General features: G+C 63.8%; 13 protein-coding genes and 1 pseudogene. 3 read left to right on the forward strand and 11 right to left on the reverse strand.

The window, feature by feature from the left end:
• Positions 1-6 precede the first annotated feature (6 nt).
• Positions 7-2,694, forward strand: a complete 2,688-nt coding sequence (locus C7453_RS12620) for a sensor histidine kinase (RefSeq protein ID WP_114727907.1) — start codon at positions 7-9, stop codon at positions 2,692-2,694.
• Entirely contained in the window at positions 2,691-3,374 is a 684-nt protein-coding gene (locus C7453_RS12625; protein ID WP_114727908.1) for a response regulator, read from the forward strand. Before C7453_RS12620 ends, C7453_RS12625 begins: the two co-directional genes overlap by 4 nt.
• 476 nt (positions 3,375-3,850) lie before the next feature.
• Here the strand turns inward: C7453_RS12625 and C7453_RS12630 are convergent.
• The 10 genes and pseudogenes from C7453_RS12630 to C7453_RS12675 form a co-directional block, all read right to left on the reverse strand.
• A pseudogene (locus C7453_RS12630) lies at positions 3,851-4,042 on the reverse strand (transposase); the annotation flags it as partial.
• A 59-nt stretch (positions 4,043-4,101) separates the two neighbouring features.
• The gene (locus tag C7453_RS12635) at positions 4,102-5,799 is read right to left on the reverse strand and encodes a carbohydrate porin (RefSeq protein ID WP_245949016.1); all 1,698 of its coding nucleotides are present in this window, start codon (positions 5,797-5,799) and stop codon (positions 4,102-4,104) included.
• Positions 5,800-6,042: 243 nt separating this feature from the next.
• Positions 6,043-6,567, reverse strand: coding sequence for a VOC family protein (locus C7453_RS12640; protein ID WP_114727909.1), 525 nt, complete (start codon positions 6,565-6,567; stop codon positions 6,043-6,045).
• A 46-nt stretch (positions 6,568-6,613) separates the two neighbouring features.
• Entirely contained in the window at positions 6,614-7,285 is a 672-nt protein-coding gene (locus C7453_RS12645; protein WP_114727910.1) for a GntR family transcriptional regulator, read from the reverse strand.
• Between the two features lie 59 nt (positions 7,286-7,344).
• Positions 7,345-8,685 carry an MFS transporter gene (locus C7453_RS12650; protein ID WP_114727911.1) on the reverse strand — a complete coding sequence of 447 codons (1,341 nt, stop codon included), beginning with the start codon at positions 8,683-8,685 and terminating at the stop codon, positions 7,345-7,347.
• A gap of 60 nt (positions 8,686-8,745) precedes the next feature.
• Positions 8,746-9,510, reverse strand: a complete 765-nt coding sequence (locus C7453_RS12655; protein WP_114727912.1) for an SDR family NAD(P)-dependent oxidoreductase — start codon at positions 9,508-9,510, stop codon at positions 8,746-8,748.
• Between the two features lie 53 nt (positions 9,511-9,563).
• Positions 9,564-10,538, reverse strand: coding sequence for a cyclase family protein (locus C7453_RS12660; RefSeq protein ID WP_114727913.1), 975 nt, complete (start codon positions 10,536-10,538; stop codon positions 9,564-9,566).
• A 55-nt stretch (positions 10,539-10,593) separates the two neighbouring features.
• Positions 10,594-11,877, reverse strand: coding sequence for a pyruvate dehydrogenase complex dihydrolipoamide acetyltransferase (locus C7453_RS12665; RefSeq protein ID WP_114727914.1), 1,284 nt, complete (start codon positions 11,875-11,877; stop codon positions 10,594-10,596).
• A gap of 23 nt (positions 11,878-11,900) precedes the next feature.
• Complete coding sequence (locus C7453_RS12670) at positions 11,901-12,641, reverse strand: SDR family NAD(P)-dependent oxidoreductase (RefSeq protein ID WP_114727915.1); 741 nt, start codon at positions 12,639-12,641, stop codon at positions 11,901-11,903.
• Positions 12,642-12,699: 58 nt separating this feature from the next.
• Complete coding sequence (locus tag C7453_RS12675; RefSeq protein WP_114727916.1) at positions 12,700-14,859, reverse strand: alpha-ketoacid dehydrogenase subunit alpha/beta; 2,160 nt, start codon at positions 14,857-14,859, stop codon at positions 12,700-12,702.
• A 717-nt stretch (positions 14,860-15,576) separates the two neighbouring features.
• Between C7453_RS12675 and C7453_RS12680 the strand changes: the two genes are divergently transcribed.
• A complete protein-coding gene (locus tag C7453_RS12680; protein WP_141289020.1) occupies positions 15,577-16,218 on the forward strand; it encodes a TetR/AcrR family transcriptional regulator in 642 nt (213 codons plus the stop codon).
• Between the two features lie 30 nt (positions 16,219-16,248).
• On the opposite strand, the gene C7453_RS12685 is transcribed toward C7453_RS12680, so the two are convergent.
• Entirely contained in the window at positions 16,249-16,665 is a 417-nt protein-coding gene (locus C7453_RS12685) for a ketosteroid isomerase-related protein (protein WP_114727918.1), read from the reverse strand.
• Between the last annotated feature and the right edge of the window lie 7 nt (positions 16,666-16,672).

The raw sequence follows: 16,672 nt of genomic DNA on the forward strand, positions 1-16,672 counted from the left end.
TGAACGATGGACACGCGCCCCGATCGCCCCGACCCTGATGCTTTGCTGCGCCGTACGGAAAAGGAGGACGCGGCGCGTGCCAGGGGGCGGCTGAAGATCTTTCTCGGCGCGGCGCCGGGTGTTGGCAAAACGTTCGAGATGCTGACGACGGGCCACCAGTTGCTGCGCGACGGGGTGGACCTGGTCGCCGGGGTGGTGGAGACGCATGGGCGGGCGGAGACGGCCGCGCTGCTGGACGGCCTGGAGGTGGTACCGGGCCGGGCGATCGCCTATCGTGGGCGGACGGTGTGGGAGATGGACCTGGATGCGATCCTGGCCCGTCATCCGCGCGTGGTGCTGGTGGACGAACTGGCGCATACCAACGCCCCCGGCTCGCGGCACCCGAAACGCTGGATGGATGTCGAGGAACTGCTGGCCGCCGGGATCGACGTGCTGACGACGGTCAACATCCAGCATCTGGAAAGCCTGAACGACGTGGTGGCCGCCATTACCCGCGTGCGGGTGCGCGAGACGGTGCCGGACAGCGTGATCGACGGCGCCGACGAGGTGGAACTGGTCGATCTGACGCCCAACGACCTGTTGCAGCGCATGCGCGACGGCAAGATCTATGCCGAGCAGACGGCCCGGCGGGCGATGCTGCATTATTTCTCGCCCGGCAACCTGACGGCCCTGCGCGAACTGGCGCTGCGCCAGACCGCGCAGCAGGTGGATGCGCAACTGGTCGACCACATGAAGGCCAATGCCATTTCCGGCCCCTGGGCGGCGGGGGAGCGGATATTGGTCTGCCTGACGTTGCAGGACCATGATGCCAGCCTGCTGCGCTATGCCCGGCGGCTGGCCGACCGGCTGCATGCGCCCTGGATCGTGCTGCATGTCGAGACCAGCCGCGACCTGACGCCGGACGCGCGGACGCGCATGGCCACGCAGATGCATCTGGCGCAGTCGCTGGGCGCGGAGACCGTGACCATCCCTGGCCAGGATGTGGCCCTGGACGCGCTGGCCTATGCCCGCGCGCAGAACGTGACGCAGATCGTGGCGGCGCACCCCGCCGGCAGGGGCTGGGGCGGGCGGCTGCGCCAGTGGTTCGGCCAGGCGACGACCGAGCGGCTGATCCAGTGGGCGGACGGGTTTCCGGTGCATGTGGTGCCGCGATCGGAAGCCGGCGAGCCAGATCTGGCCGGGGCGCCCCCGGCGCGGGCGCGGCGTGTCGGCCCCTATCTGGCCAGCACGCTGATCGTGGCCTGCGCGCTGGCGGTGGCGCTGCTGCTGCGGCAGGGGTTTGCGGTCAGCAATGTGTCGCTGGCGTTTCTGACCGCGATCCTGGGTGCGGCGGTGGCCTACGGGCTGGGGCCGTCGCTGTGGGCGTCGGTCCTGGGGATGCTGTGTTTCAATTTCTTCTTTCTGCCGCCGCTCTATACTTTGACGATCGCGGCGCCGGACAATGTGGTGGCGCTGTTCTTCTTCTTCGCCACGGCGGTGATTGCCAGCAATCTGGGCGCGCGGGTACGCAATCAGGCGGTGGTGGCGCGGCATCGGGCCGAGGTCACGCAATCGCTCTATCTGTTCAGCCGGACGCTGGCGGGGATCGGGACGCTGGACGACCTGCTGTGGGGGGCCAGCCATCAGATCGCCACCGTGCTGGACCGCAAGGTGGTGATGCTGCTGCCTGTGGACGGGCGGCTGTCGGTGCAGGCGTCGTACAATTCCGGACAGCGGATCGGCGAGGAGGATCTGGCGGCGGCGACCTGGGCGTGGAAGCATGACAAGGTGGCCGGCCGGGGCTCGGACAACCTGCCGGGCACGCGCTGGCTGTTCCTTCCGATGCGGACCGGGCGCGGGCCGGTCGCGGTGATCGGGCTGGATACGGACCGCGACGGGCCGATCCTGGATGCCGAGCAGCAGCGCCTGCTGGATGCGCTGGCCGACCAGACGGCATCGGCCGTCGAGCGGATCACGCTGGCGCGGGACCTGGACCAGGCGCGGCTGAATGCGGAAACCGACAAGCTGCGGGGAGCGCTGCTGACCTCGATCTCCCACGATCTGCGTACGCCGCTGTCGGCGATCCTGGGGGCGGCGTCGAGCCTGGACAGTTACGGCGACACGATGGGGCCGGAGGGCCGGCACGACCTTCTGGCGACCATTCGCGACGAGGCCGAACGGCTGAACCGGTTCGTCGCCAATCTGCTGGACATGACGCGGCTGGAGGCCGGAGCGCTGCGGCCCCGCCGGGAGCCGGTCGATGTGGCGGAAATCGTGGCGAGCGCGCTGGGGCGGGCGGCGCGCATCCTGGCCGATCACCGCGTTGAACTGGAGATGGAACCCGAACTGCCGATGCCGCTGCTGGATGACGTGCTGCTGGAGCAGGCCCTGTTCAATGTGCTGGACAATGCCGGAAAGCACACGGCGGCGGGCACGCGGATCGTGATCCGGGCGGCGTTGCGGCCGGAAGGGCTGGTGCTGGAGGTGCTGGACGAGGGGAGCGGGCTGGCCGTGGAGGACACCGAGCAGGTGTTCGGCAAGTTCCAGCGCTTTCTTTCCGCCGATCGCGCGCGGGCCGGGACCGGGTTGGGGCTGGCCATTGCGCGTGGGTTCGTCGAGGCCATGGGCGGCACGATCGTTGCACGAAACCGGCGCGACCGGCAGGGTGCGGTCTTTGTCATGACCTTTCCGTTGGAGGCGAGGGGAGCGGTGTGAGCGATCCGTGCGTACTGATCGTCGATGACGAGCCGGCCATCCGGCGCCTGCTGCGGACGACGCTGGGCAGCCAGTCCTGGCGGACGCTGGAGGCGGCGACCGGTGCCGCCGCGCTGCGGATGGCCGTCGAGGAGCATCCCGATATCGTGCTGCTGGATCTGGGATTGCCGGACCTGGACGGTGCCGAGGTGCTGCGGCGCATGCGCGCGGACAGGCCGGATATGCCGGTCGTCATCCTGTCGGTGCGTGACGACGAGCGCGGCAAGGTGGCCGCGCTGGAAGCGGGCGCGGACGATTACGTGACCAAGCCGTTCAGCACGGCGGAACTGATCGCCCGGCTGCGCAATGCGATGCGGCATGCGTTGCAGCAGCAGGGTACCGTGCCGGTCTTCGTCTCGGCCGATCTGCGCGTCGATCTGGTGCGGCGGCAGGTCTTTCGGGGGGAGGAGGAAATCCGGCTGTCGCCGCGCGAGTGGGATATCCTGCGGATGCTGGTGCAGTATGCCGGCCGTGTCCTGACGCATCAGACCATCATGGGCCAGCTATGGGGGGCGAGCGGCGACGTGCAGCAACTGCGCGTCTATATCCGCCAGATCAGGCAGAAGATCGAAAACGATCCCGAGCGGCCACGGCATATCGTGACCGAGACCGGGGTCGGCTATCGGCTGGTGCAGTCATAGGAGTGAGCGCGCTGGCCGGTAAGCGCGATCACAATGGCTGCGTGCCAACAGGTGATCGGTGCAGAAATTTTCGTAGCCACAATGCTCTCGGTCGTATTTGGCATGAGTATGATGACGATCTGGTTCGGCTAAGTTCGCAGCAGGAAGAAAAGGCAATGCACGGTAATGATTGGTGACAACCAAACGACCGTCTATCGAGCGAGATTCTATAAAACGGCATTTAAAACTAGATTGAAATGGAATCGCAGGTAAATCTCAAATCAGAAAGCACGATGGTCTTGAAAAGTGATAATGCGGAGGGATCGATAGACGCTTCTCTCGTAGAAAATTTCCCGTTCCAAGAAGTGCCGCCCTAATAAAAAATTTGATTATATTGTCCGTGATATTTGAAACGATAAAGGCTACGCGTAATCTCCTGGCGGGAAAATCAATCCAATGAGTTATCAAAGGCAGCCTCCGTACTGGTCTAGGCTCTGTTAGATCTTGATCCAATCTGTGGCTGCGGCGAGGTGAAGGATAGCGAGGAATGAAGCGGCGGTCTTTTCGTATCGCGTTGCGACGGCCCGCCATTCCTTTAGACGGGCCCAAAGGTTTTCCACCAGATGCTGGTTGCGATAAGCCCATTGTGGGCAGGTAACGGCGGCGTCCCGGCGCTTGGGCGAGATCGCTGACGGCCGCATAAACACCGTCCTCTCCGCCGATCGTCATCACAGAAGCCACCAACCCGCTAGAATGCGAGGTTCACGGCAGTGCTGAGGACGATCGCGTCCTTGAAGACGGTCGTTCCTCCGACATGGTTGATATACTGGAAGTCCGGCTTGATGGTGAAGCCCTCCATGATGTGGAAGCCGTAATACGCCTCGTAAATGGATTCGTGGCCCTGGACGCCGTACGGAAGGCCGTAATTGCCCCCAGGGAGCGGGAGGTTGTTGGTCGCCGCGTCTTCCTGCGACAGGGTGGCGGCGCGGCTGAATTTCGACCACAGGAATGCGATGCCGACGCTGTCCAGCGGACGGTTCCACCAGGCGCCGGTATCCATTAGCACGGCCGTAAAGCTGTGGCTGATCTGCGAGGTCTGGCCCGAGCCCCAGCCGAAATAGCCGCCCAGGATCAGGCCATTCATTTCGCCGGGGCCGTGACGGATTAGCATCTGGTCGGCCAGCGCCCAGACCGAGGTCTGTCCGCTTCGTCTGCGCGGCGGCAGGCCTGTGAGCACCCACGGGTTGCCGTGGATGTCGTCGTGGAGGTCGTTGTAGCGGGAATTGTCGTACATGATGCCGACCTTGTAATGCCCGATCAGGTGATCGGGGCCAAAGGCCGGAATCCAGCCGACTTCGAACTGTGACGACAGTTTGCCGAGATTGTCCTGCCCCCAGGCCCAGCCGGAGATGCCGCCATTATAGGCGTGGGGGGAGACGGCAAAGAGGCCGCCCATCAAGTAGAACTGTCGCGTCGGCATCACCCGTAGGGTGGTGCCGATATTGCCCGACGGCCAGCCACGGCTGCCGGCCATGAATTTGGTCGGGGATTCGCCGCCGCACAGCCATACATTCATGTAGTTGCAGACCCAGGGCGAGTTCTGGAAGAACGTGCCCGAGGGTACCCAGCCGACGGCTAGGTCGATCTTGCGGTGCAGCCAGGCTTTTTCGAAATAGGCCCAGACCAGATGCGCCACTACATTGCCACGGCTGCCGTAGATCTGCTGAACCTGGTTGCTGTTGTCGCCATACAGGCGACTGAGGTTGGTACCGTGGCCGTTGACCACCAGCAGGTGCAGCCAGAAATCGTTGGACCAGGCGCCTCCATTCAGGAGTTTCTGCCAGTCGACATCCAGCGTGGAGCCCACCTGTCCGGCGTCGCTGTAGGCGCGCCTCTTACCGCCTGCAACGTTGCCGGCGACATCTTCGTAAACGTCGAGCGCGAAATAGAGCCCCCGCTTCTGCAACCAGGGCTGTACGCCGCCCCAGTCGCCAAACATGTGCGTAGTCCCATAGGGCGGACCAAATGAGGGCGGTCCGTACGATGCCTGGAGGAAACCCGGAATTTCCTCGTAGAGCGGGACGGTCGGCTGGGTTTCGGCGAACGGGGTCGGGTTGGACACGATGGGCGCGCCGGAGGCCTGAGGGCGGTCGCCGACGATCCTTTGCAGCCAGGAGGGCGAGGCGGATTTTACGGTTGTCGTGGGGACGGTTGCCGGCCCGGTCGGTGTCGAGGGCGCCGGGGTGGTGCTGTCGCCAGTTGCCTGCGGCTCGGTTGTGTGTCGTGCGGGAGATGTGTCCTGCGCGCGTGCGGGAAGGGCGTGACAGGCCAGCCAGCCGGCAAGGCAGGCGATGCCGAACGGATAGGCCATGCGGGCATAATGCCGGAAACTGACGGCCTGTGCGGCACCGGATGTCCCGCGCTCCGGGTCAGAGACAAGACGCATATTGTTATTCCTTTGGAACGAGTCCGCTCCCGGCAGCGCAAGCCGTGCCGTGCCTGTGGATCGGATCATTCGGCGCGTTTATTCGTTGCTATTGTTCTTGAAAACATGAACCGTTTGCGGCCCTGTTTTATTTCCTTATCAACCGCTTCCGGTCCACAGAGTTCATTCCGGCCGGCGGGGTTGTTTCATGATTTTTCTTTTTTTGCTATTATTGTGAGTGGAGTTTGCCGAACCGGTCGTGCGTCAGTCCGCCGGGGGATGCCACAGGGTGATGTCGGATGTATTTTCGTACAGTTTTCCGTGCGGGAAGCTGACAAGTTCCATCTGCATACCCCATGGGGTGAGGAAATAGATCCATGTCTGCCCGCCACTGGGGCCGGTGGTGCGGCAGGTCGGGTGGCCCATAAGGCGGACGCCGTGGACGCGCAGGTAGGATAGTGCCGCCTCGAAATCATCGACATAGAAGGCGAGATGATGGCCGCCGACATCACTGTTGAGCGGCAGCGTCTGCCGCTGGCCGGGGGATGTATATTCGAAGATTTCGAAATTCGGCCCGTTCTTGCAGCGAAAGAAGCGGAGTTCGCGCATGACGGTGCCGGGAGGAACGTGGAGATGGACCGGCAGCCAGTCATCGTCAGACTGGAAAGGGCCCAAAGAATAGACATGCTGGCAGCCGATGATATCGACGAAAAAGCGGGTAGCTTCTTCGATGTCGGGCACGGTGAAGCCGATATGCTCCACACCGCGCAGTCCGGGTAATCCTGTCATGGTTGTTGACCCCCATTTTTGATTGTCGACAAGATCAGGTAGGCGTTCAGTCGATCATGGACAGTTTGTTTTCCTCGAATTCCAGGCGGGTACGGCGGATGTGCACCTGGAGCAGGCGTTCCGCATTGTAGTCGTCGCGCCTGCGGATGGCGTCCACAAGCAGGCGGTGTTCGGAATCGACGACCGGGCGGCGGTTGAAGCCAACCTTGTGCATGTAGGCGCGGCGATATTGCTGTGTCGTGTTCCAATATCGCACGATCATCGCGTTCAGCTCGGGCAGTGCGGAATATTCATAGCTGCGCAGATGAAATTCCCGGTCCAGTTGGATGAAGTTCTCGATCGACTTGGCCTGCTCCACCCGGTCGGCCAGGTTTTCCAGCACATCCATCGCGCTTTCCGGCATGAGACGGATGCTTTCGCTCAGCGCCAGAGGTTCGATACGTTCACGGATTTTGTAGATTTCCAGACATTCGACCCGGCTCATGCTGGCGACCCATGCCCCGCTATTGGCCTTCAGCCGCAGGAGGCCCTCGCTTTGCAGCGCCTTGAGTGCTTCGCGCACCGGAATGCGGCTGGCACCAAATTTCGCGGACAGATCTTCCTGCCGGACGCGCGTCCCCGGCGCCAGGGTCCCTGCCAGGATATCGTACCGAAGGGCATCGGCGATGCGCAAGGCCGTGGCGGCGAGTGGCTGATGAAGCGTGTCGTCTTCGATCATAGGCTATCCGATGGAGGGCGATCCGTGGGAGAAACGGTTTCGGCCGCTGCAGGGGCCGGTCAAAGTTGTAAAGGGTCTTCCGGCAGCATGGCTGTGAACTGCCCTGCTGTATGCAATGCCGGGGGTTCTTCAACAGGTGTAAAGGATTTCAGCAGAATGGCAATTGCTGCGCATCCGCCCAACAGCATGACTGACGCGCAGACGAAGGCCGCCCCGAACGAACCGGTCAGGCTGACGAGATAGCCGGTGAGAACCGTCGCGACGATGCCGAACCCATTATTGGCGAAATTGGCGATGCCCGTCACCGTGCCCCCAACACCACGGGGAGCGACCAGGGACGGCAGGCTCCAGATAACCGGTGCCGCGCTGGACAGTCCGCCCAGGGAAATCGAGATCCAGAAGATCGCCCAGTCGAGGCTGCTGGTGAAGATGGCGCCGATCATCGCCAGCCCCAGCACGAACCCAAGCAGCAGCATAATCTTTCTGGTCCGGGTCTCGTCATAACCTTTGCGGCACAAGGCGTCGATCAGCCAGCCGCCAACCAGCAGTTCGCCCGCCGTGGCGACGACCCAGGGCAGCATGGCATACCCCGCCGACTGCATCATGCTGACATGGAACTGCCTGACGAGATAGTTGGGCATCCATGTCAGAAAAAGCGTGAAGAAATAGCCGTAGGCGGCGAAACCGAGGATGATGCCCCAAATTTTCTTCTGCCGCAGCAGGTAGGGCAGCGACGCCCAGCCGCTGCCTGCGCTGGGCGTGCCTTCCGCCGCCGCGCCACCATCGCGGATATAGCGATATTCCTCTTGCGTCAGGTGAGGATGGGCGGAGGGATCGCGATAGGTGGTGAAGAACACCAGCGCATAGGCCAGGCTGAGGCAGGCCGTCATGACGAACGACCATCGCCAGCCCAGATGGACGGCCACCACGGCGACCAGCGGCACGCCGACGACGTTGGCGAAGCGCGCCGACGCGTCGAACAGGGCTGTTGCCGTACCGCGTTCGCTACGTGGAAACCAGTATCCGGTCGCCTTGGTACCGGCCGGGTAGGCCGGGGCTTCGGCCAGGCCCAGCAGCATGCGGGCGGCGAGGAAACCGGGGAAGCTACCGGCCAGGGCGGTCAGGCCCGAGGAGAGAGTCCACAGGATCGTGCTGGCGCGCATCGTCGCCCGCACGCCGAAGCGGTCGGCGAGCAGACCCGAGGGAATCTGCACGAAAGCGTAGATCCAGAAAAAGCCACTGAACAACCAGCCGAGTTGGATGCTCGTTAGCCCGTATTCGGCCTGCAGTTGCGGCGAGGCCACGGAGAGCGCGATCCTGTCAATATAATTGACGAACACGCCGAGCGCGAGAAGCGAGCCGATACGCCATCGTATGCCTGTTCCAGGTCTTGTCGTCATGATGACAGCTTTCATTCCGGGCCGGCCCGCTCGGAGGCGGCCGGCATGCCCTGAGGGGCGTCAAAGATAGCCGTTGGCGGTCCAGCCGCCATCCACAGCCAGGATATGGCCGGTGATGTGTGCGCTGCGCGGTTCGCAGAGGTAGAGCACCGCGTCGGCGATTTCTTCGGCCTGGCCGAGGCGGTGCTGGGGGATGCGGCGTTCCACCGCCGCGAGGTCGAGGCGGCCTGTGGCGGCCAATTCGCGGGTCAGGGCGCTGTCGACATAGCCGGGAGCGACGCAGTTGACGCGGATTCCGAAATCCGCCCATTCTAGAGCTAGGCATTTCGTCATCATGCCGATCGCGGCCTTGGTCGTGCAGTAGGACAGGCGTTGCGGTGCTGCCACGGTGGAATAGATCGAGCCGATATTGACGATGGCGCCCCCGCCTGCTGCACGCATGCGCAGTCCGGCCTCGCGGCTGCAATAGAACGGTCCGTTCAGGTTGATGCTGATGACCCGGTCCCAGTTGGCGTCGTCGAGTTCCAGCGTTGGCCCGTTGCCGCTGACGCCGGCATTGTTGACGAGAATGTCGGGCGCGTTACCTTCGGCATCGAACTGTTCGAACAGGCGCCGCACCGCGTCGGGGTCGGCGACGGAGGAAGTGTAGGACTGGGCGCGGCCGCCGGCTTGGGCAATGGCGGTGCAGGTGGCATGGGCGGCGGTTTCAGACACGTCGTTGACCAGTACCAGCGCGCCGGCCTGTGCGAGGACCCGTGCGGTTTCGCGCCCGATGCCCGAGCCGGCACCTGTGATCAAGGCCTTGCGGCCTGATAATGTCGTCATAATCGGATTCCTTCTGTCTGCGGGCCGTCTGTATGGATGGGCTGCGTGTTTGGTTATTTGATCACGACCGGATTGACCGGCGCGCCGGAGCCACCGACCACTTTCAGCGGTGCCGCGACGTACAGGAAAGTCCATTGCCCATCTGCCGCACAGTCTTCTGCCAGGGCGTCGAGGGCGATGATTTCGGTGAAGGTTACGCCTAGATTGCGCATCAGGGCGCAATGCAGGGGCAGGGTGACGCCGGTTTCGGGGTCCACCGTCACTTCGTTGGCGATCGTGTCGGTGACGAGGTTCGGGATTTCGCGCTCGTGGAACCAGCGCACGAGGTCCGGGCTGTAGGTCAGGCCGGGTTCGAGGAAGTCCTTGTAGAATTCTTCCTTCGGCGTGCAGTAGAATTTGCCGATCCAGCCGGTGCGGACCAGCAGGATGTCGTGTTTTGCGATGCTGACGCCCTGATGGCGAGCAGCGGCCTCAAGATCCTCATGCGTGAAGGTTTCGCCGCGATCGAGGCATTCCTTGCCGCGGAAGCGGGCCATGTCGATCAGCACGCCACGCCCGACCACGCCGCGTTCTGCGATCGGCAGCACGCTGGCCTTCGTCATGGCGCCGACGGTCGTGGTCGCGGGGTAGCCGTTATAGAGCCGGTCGTCGTACCATACATGGCCGAGCGCGTCGTACTGGCTCGACCCTTGCAGATACATCACCACCATGTCGTCCGCCCATTCGCCGCCACCCGACAGGGGCTCCGCCTTGCCGCACATGAAATGGGCGCGATCCATGACGTTGACACGTTGTGCCGTGGCGCGCCCCGGCCAGATGGGGTCGCCCTCCGGCGCGGCGATGCGGACGCCGAGTGTGAAGGGGCGGCCCTGCCGCACGGAGGCGACGCCGCGCAGGACTTCCTCCGCCGTCAGGAAGTTCAGTGAACCGACTTCGTCTTCCTCGCCCCAGCGTCCCCAATTCTTGGGAAGCTGGTCGAGAAGGCGCCCGAGGTCGGGCACGTAGCATTGCAGCTTGTTCTTGGACATGGTGATCTTCCCAGTCTCTTGTTTTTGTGTATGGACCGTTTGCAGAAGAGGGCGTTCAGAGCATCAGCCGCAGCGGCTGTTCGACGATTGTCCTGAACGCGTCGAGCCATTGCGCGGCCAGCGCGCCGTCGACGACGCGGTGGTCGGCGGAGAGGGTACAGGTCATGACCGAGGCGATGGCGACCTGCTCCTGCCGGATGACGGGCCGACGCCCGATCGCTCCCACGGCGAGGATCGCGGCATGGGGCGGATTAATGATGGCCGTCATCGTATCCACGCCGAACATGCCGGCATTGGACAAGGTGAAACAGCCACCCTGCATGTCTTCGGTGCGTAGCCTGCCCTCACGCGCGCGGGCAATCAGCGCCTGGCTTTCGCGGGCGATGGTGGTGAGGGACTTGGCGCCCGCATCACGGATGAGCGGTGTGACCAGCCCGTCGGGCACAGACACGGCTACAGCCACGTCGATCCGATGGTGGAACAGGATGCTGTCTTCAGCCCAGCAGACATTGACTGCCGGCAGAGCCTTCAGGGCCAGTGCCACCGCGCGGATCAGCATGTCGTTGATCGACAGGTGGCAGGCTTCAGCGGAACCGTCTGCTGCGGCGATCTCGTTGACCGTCTGGCGTAGGGCCAGCAATGCGTCCATCTCGACATCAATCGAGACGTAGAAATGCGGGACGGTTTGCTTGGCCGCCGTCAGCCTCTGGGCGATGGTCCGGCGCATAGCGGAAACGGGCACGCCGCGGATGTTTCCGTCGTCCTGTGGAGGCATCGACGTGGGGGGAGGTGTCGGCGTGGCCTGGGGGGCGGCGTTGGACACCGCTTGGGGCGTGGCACCTTCGACGTCGCGGCGCAGGATGCGGCCGGCGGGGCCGCTTCCGGTGATCTGCCGCAAATCCACCCCGCGCAGGTGGGCCAGGCGGCGTGCGACCGGGGACGCTACAATGCGGCGGTCGGCGCCGGCATGTGCGATGGTGGGCGGCGGCTCCGGATGGGTCACCGGCGGTGCAGGTGCCCGCGCCGATATCGAGGCTTGAGCCTCGGCCGGAGGTGGCTGGACGATGCCGGCCGGCGGGATGTCCGAAATTGCTTCGCCTGGGCCACCGACGATGCCGATGATCTGCTCGGCTTCCACGTCGGGCGTGCCGTCGGGGACGAGAATCCGCGCCAGGATTCCGTCAGCAGGGGCTTCGATTTCCATCGTCGCCTTGTCCGCCTCGATTTCCGCTAGTACGTCCCCGACCGAGACCGGGTCGCCCTCTGTCTTGAGCCAACGTGCCAGGGTCGCAAGGCCTGGGGCGGACGAGCCGCTGGGCATGCAAATATTGACAGCCATGGAAAATTCCTTCGCGGCGCGCTTTATCCGGCGATATAAAGGCCGCCATTAACGTGAATGACCTCGCCGTTCACGAAACTGGCATCGTCACTGCACAGGAAGGACACGACCGATGCGACCTCGCGCGGGTGGCCGAAGCGTTGCAGCGGCGTCTGGACGAGCAGGGCGTCGCCCTTCTGGCCGCGCAGGTCACGGGTCATGGCGGTGTCGATGATGCCGGGCGAGACCGCGTTGACGCGGGTTCGTGCGCCGAGTTCCAGTGCCAGGGAGCGGGTCAGGCTGAGAACCGCCCCCTTCGAGGCCGAATAATGCGCGTGGTTCTGGCTCCCCTTGTGGGCCGCTACCGAGGTCATCGTCACCACTGCGCTGCCGTCGCGTAGGGCGGGGATCGCCGCCCTGCAAAGATAGAAAACGCTATCGAGATTGATGGTGATGACCTTGCGCCATTCGGGCCCGGTCATGTGTTCCAGCGGGCTCTCGGGGTAGATGCCGGCACCAGGAACCAGGAAGTCGATGCCACCGAAATGCCGAGTGGCGACGGTGACGATGGCCGCGGCCTCGTCTTCCGCTCCGGCATCGTAGCGTGTTGCCACGACGTGGGTGCCCTGCGGGTCGAGCGTGCGGGCCATATCTTGCACGGCGGCCTCATCGAGGTCGGCCAAGACGAGATTGGCTTCACGCGCTAGGAAAAGCGCCGCGATTTCTCGCCCAATGCCGCCGGCGGCACCGGTCAGAAGCAGGGTGCGTCCCTTGAAAGATGTCATGGTTGATGGGCCTTCCGCGAAAGGAAAAGCGGGTGCGCTGCGTGGAGCGCGGTGAGAGTCATGCCAGTTCGAGCAGGCCGCCGAGGGCGGCCGCGATATCCTCGCGGCTGGCGCAGGCGGCCTGTTCGAGAACTTTCGAGATGCTGGGGGAGGCTTCGCTGCCAGTGACGCGCATTACGGGGCTGTCCAGCCAGTCGAACAGCCGCCGCTGGATTTCGTCGGCCAACCAGCCGCCATAGGAGGTGCCGCGCGCGCCCTGTTCGACCAGAAGTACCCGGTTCGTCTTGCGGACGCTGGTTTCGATCGTCTCCCAGTCCAGGCTGGCGCGGTCCAGCCAACGCAGGTCGATCACGTCGACATTGCCGCCCAGTTCATCGACGATATCGAGCACCGGCTTGACCATGGCGAGGTAGGTGATGACCGTCACCTTGTCGCCCGAGCGCCGCAAGGCCGCGCTGCCGGGGGGGATGATGCCGTCCAGGTCAGCCGGTGTCGGGAAGGATTGCTGGTATAGATCCACATGCTCGATCACCAGGACCGGATCGTCGATCGCGAGCGCGGCGTTCATCAGTCCCGCGTAATCGGTGGGGCAGGACGGGGCGACTATGCGCCAGCCGGGGGCGGTCGCGAAAATTCCTGCCGGGTCCATCGAATGCTGCGAGCCGTAGCCGGTGCCCATGGCGACCTTGGTGCGCAATACCAGCGGTACGTCAATCGAACCGCCGAACATATGACGGGCCTTGCCGACTTGGTTGAAGACCTGATCGGCCGCTACCCACATGAAGTCAGGATACATGAATTCGACGATCGGCCGGAAGCGGCCATCCATGGCGATGCCGCCTGCGAGGCCCATGAACGCGTTCTCGCTGATCGGGGTGCCGAGGACGCGGTCGGGGAAATGGCTGGCCAGGTCGCGGGTCGCGCCGTTGGTGCCACCCTTGAGGCGGTGGACGTCTTCGCCCATCACGACGATCCGCGGGTCCTGCTGCATACGGCGGTCCAGAAGATCGGCGATGATATCGACGAATTTCCTTGGCGTTCCCTCGTCTTTGCTGTCCTGGCGAATGGGAAAGTGGGAGAGTTCGTGCAGGTCGCTGCGGATGCCGACATCCCGGAAAGACGGTGCGGGCCAGAGATCGGCGCGGACGGCGCGGCGGTTGCCGTCCATGACTGTGAGGTCTGCGGCAATGTCTTCCATCACCATGCGGCAGCGCTCGCGCAGTTTGTCCAGCACATCCTGCGTGGCCAGGCTGCGGCGGATCATCTCACGACCGACCTGGGCAATCGGGTCGCGCGCGCGCCAGGCGGCTTCCTCCAGCTTATCTCGATAACCGAAGGCGCTTCCAGGGAGTTTTCCATTCTGGTGGAAATAGCGATAGACCGTCGCTTCGATGAGCGCAGGGCCTTGGCCGCCGCGGGCTACCGCAAGGGCCTGTTCCATCGCCAGCATCGTGGCGACGGGGTCCATGCCGTCCACGCGCCAGGCCGGGATGCCAAAGGACAGGCCGCGTGAGGACAGACGGGGTTCGGCCGTGACTTCGTCGACATGGGTCGAGACGGCGTAGAGATTGTTTTCGATGAAGAAGATCAGCGGCAGTTTCCAGGCCGCCGCTAGATTCATTGTCTCGAGCACCGAGCCGATATTGACGGCTCCGTCGCCGAAGCAGGTCATGGAGACATTGTCGCTTCCCGCATGGCGGTCCGCCCAGGCAGAGCCGGCGGCCAGGGGGACGCCGCCGCCGACGATAGCGTTGGTACCGGTGACGCCGGCATCGGCCCAGCGCAGATGCATTGACCCGCCGCGGCCACGGCAGAACCCGTCCTTCAGGCCCATGATTTCGGCGAGCGCGCCGTGCAGAACGGTGCGGATCGTGCCGTCGAAGACGGTGTCGGTGGTCAAGGGCTGGGATTCCGCGAGGTAGCCCAGGGCTTTGGCCAGAAACTGATGATGCCCCCGGTGGGAGCCGTTGACCTGATCGCCGGCGCGCAGCGGAAGGATGCTGCCGACGGCCCCGCCTTCCTGCCCAATGGACGAATGGGCCGGCCCATGTACCAGTCCATTGCCGGCCAGGTCGAGAACGGTTTCCTCGAACGCCCGGATAAGCGAGAGCCGGACCAGCATGGTGTCGAGGGTTTCGGGCGCGATCCTGTCCCAATCGCCTTGGGTCGACCGGATCTCAGTCCATGGTGCGCTGGGCTCCAGCAGAATGCTCTGCATCACGCCTCTCCTGAAAGGCACCGGATAGGCGATGCCTGATGAGTGATGCCCTTTTGAATACCGCCAAATTGGATACAATCAATGCATAATATCCGCATTAATTGTCACGAATAAGTCATTTAATGCACTATTGGATACATTCGTGCTCAAGTTCGGAACTGGCGCAACGAGATTGCGGCTTCCTGGGTGCAGACGTAGTGAATCCGGAGCCTGTCCGGAGGGGTGCATCGGGGCGTATTTGGCCGGCCGGAGATTGAGGACGCCTGCGAAGCGAAGATGCGCAACCGCGCTCTCCGTCGCGAGCTCCAGCGCGCGACCGCGCATCCGCTTGCCCTTGCCACCCGGTAGATCTGGTACCGCCATACCCTCACGCTATTTTTCGCGGCGTCCCTCGCCATCTTCGCTGCCACTTTTGTCCTGGCGCGTGCGTTGATCCTCCGGCCGCTCTGAAGCCCATAGCCTTGAGGCGGTGTCCGCGTTGCGCACCGCCTGGTCCGCCGAGCGCCGGCGGCGCGTCCGGTGACCATTGCTGCCCGTGCGCTTCACGCGGGGACTCTATCTCTGCGCCAGCCGCCGGGCCTTACGTAATCGCCTTCTGACGCCGTGGAACGCGCGTACACCCACGTCATCGTGAGTGTTTTTCGTCGGTCGTTGAATAGAAAGGGTGAACGGCTAATGGTAGGGTGTTAATCCTTATCTCGAAGGGAGGGCGGTTTCGTGCCAATCCATCATACTCCGCCCAGCCGTCGCCGGGGGCGCCCGGCGAAGGGAACGCCTGCGGCGCGCGACGCCATGCTTGGCGCGGCCCTGCACGGGTTTTCGCGGAAGGGCTATGGCGGGACGGGACTGCGGGAGATCGCCGAGGAGGCGGGGGTCGACCCTGCGCTGATTTCCCATCAGTTCGGTTCGAAATTCGCTCTGTGGAAAGCGGTGGTGGACGAGATCGCGCTGCGATTGGCCGCGGCGCGTCGTTCGATCGAGGAACTGCATGTGGCCTCGGGTTCGACCGAGGAGCGGGTGCGCGAAGGGTTGACGCGCTTCGTCACCGCGAATTGCGACATTCCCGAACTGTCGAAATTCCTCTCCGACGAACTGAGCCAGCCGGGAGAACGCCAGGAATATATCCTGCGCGAAATCTGGGCGCCGTATCAGGATGCGATGCTGCCCCTGTTGCAGGAGGCTCGCGCGGATGGCCTGCTGCGCCATGACGGGTCGCCCGAACTGACCCTGATGATGGTGATGGGTGCGGTCATGTTGCCATTGCTGATGATGCGCCGGCGCGGGCTTTCAAAGCGGGACGAGGCCGAACTGTCCCGGCGTCTGGTCTCGGACGTTCTGCCGATGGTGCTCGCGGCCTGACGGCGGGCTGCGCCGCCAGGCCGGACAATATCAGGACGCTGCGTTGATCTGCTTCGTCCACAGTGGAAGGTTGTAATAATTGGTGACGCGCGCGATCTTGCCGTCGCGGACCTCAAAGAACGCTCCGACCGGCAGAGCGTAGGTCTGCCCCTTGGCGGGCGGCAGGCCCTGTTCGGTTTTCAGATACGCGCCATGCACGACGAATTCCGCCGCGGCGCGTGCCCCGTCGGGCGTCGTCATGATCACGAGATCTTTCGATTCCTCGCGGTAGAAGCCTTCCATGCGCTTCAGAAAGGCCGCGAACTGTGGCCGTCCGATCTCTTGGCCGCCCTGGTTGATGTCATGGACGACATCCTCGGCCAGCAGGTCGAGAACCGCAGCGACATCCTCGCGGTTGAAGGCATCGTAATAGGCGCGGATCAGCGCCTGGGTCTGTTCGGCGGACATGTCTTGC

It is taken from the genome of Gluconacetobacter liquefaciens, from assembly GCF_003350405.1.
GTDB lineage: Bacteria > Pseudomonadota > Alphaproteobacteria > Acetobacterales > Acetobacteraceae > Gluconacetobacter > Gluconacetobacter liquefaciens.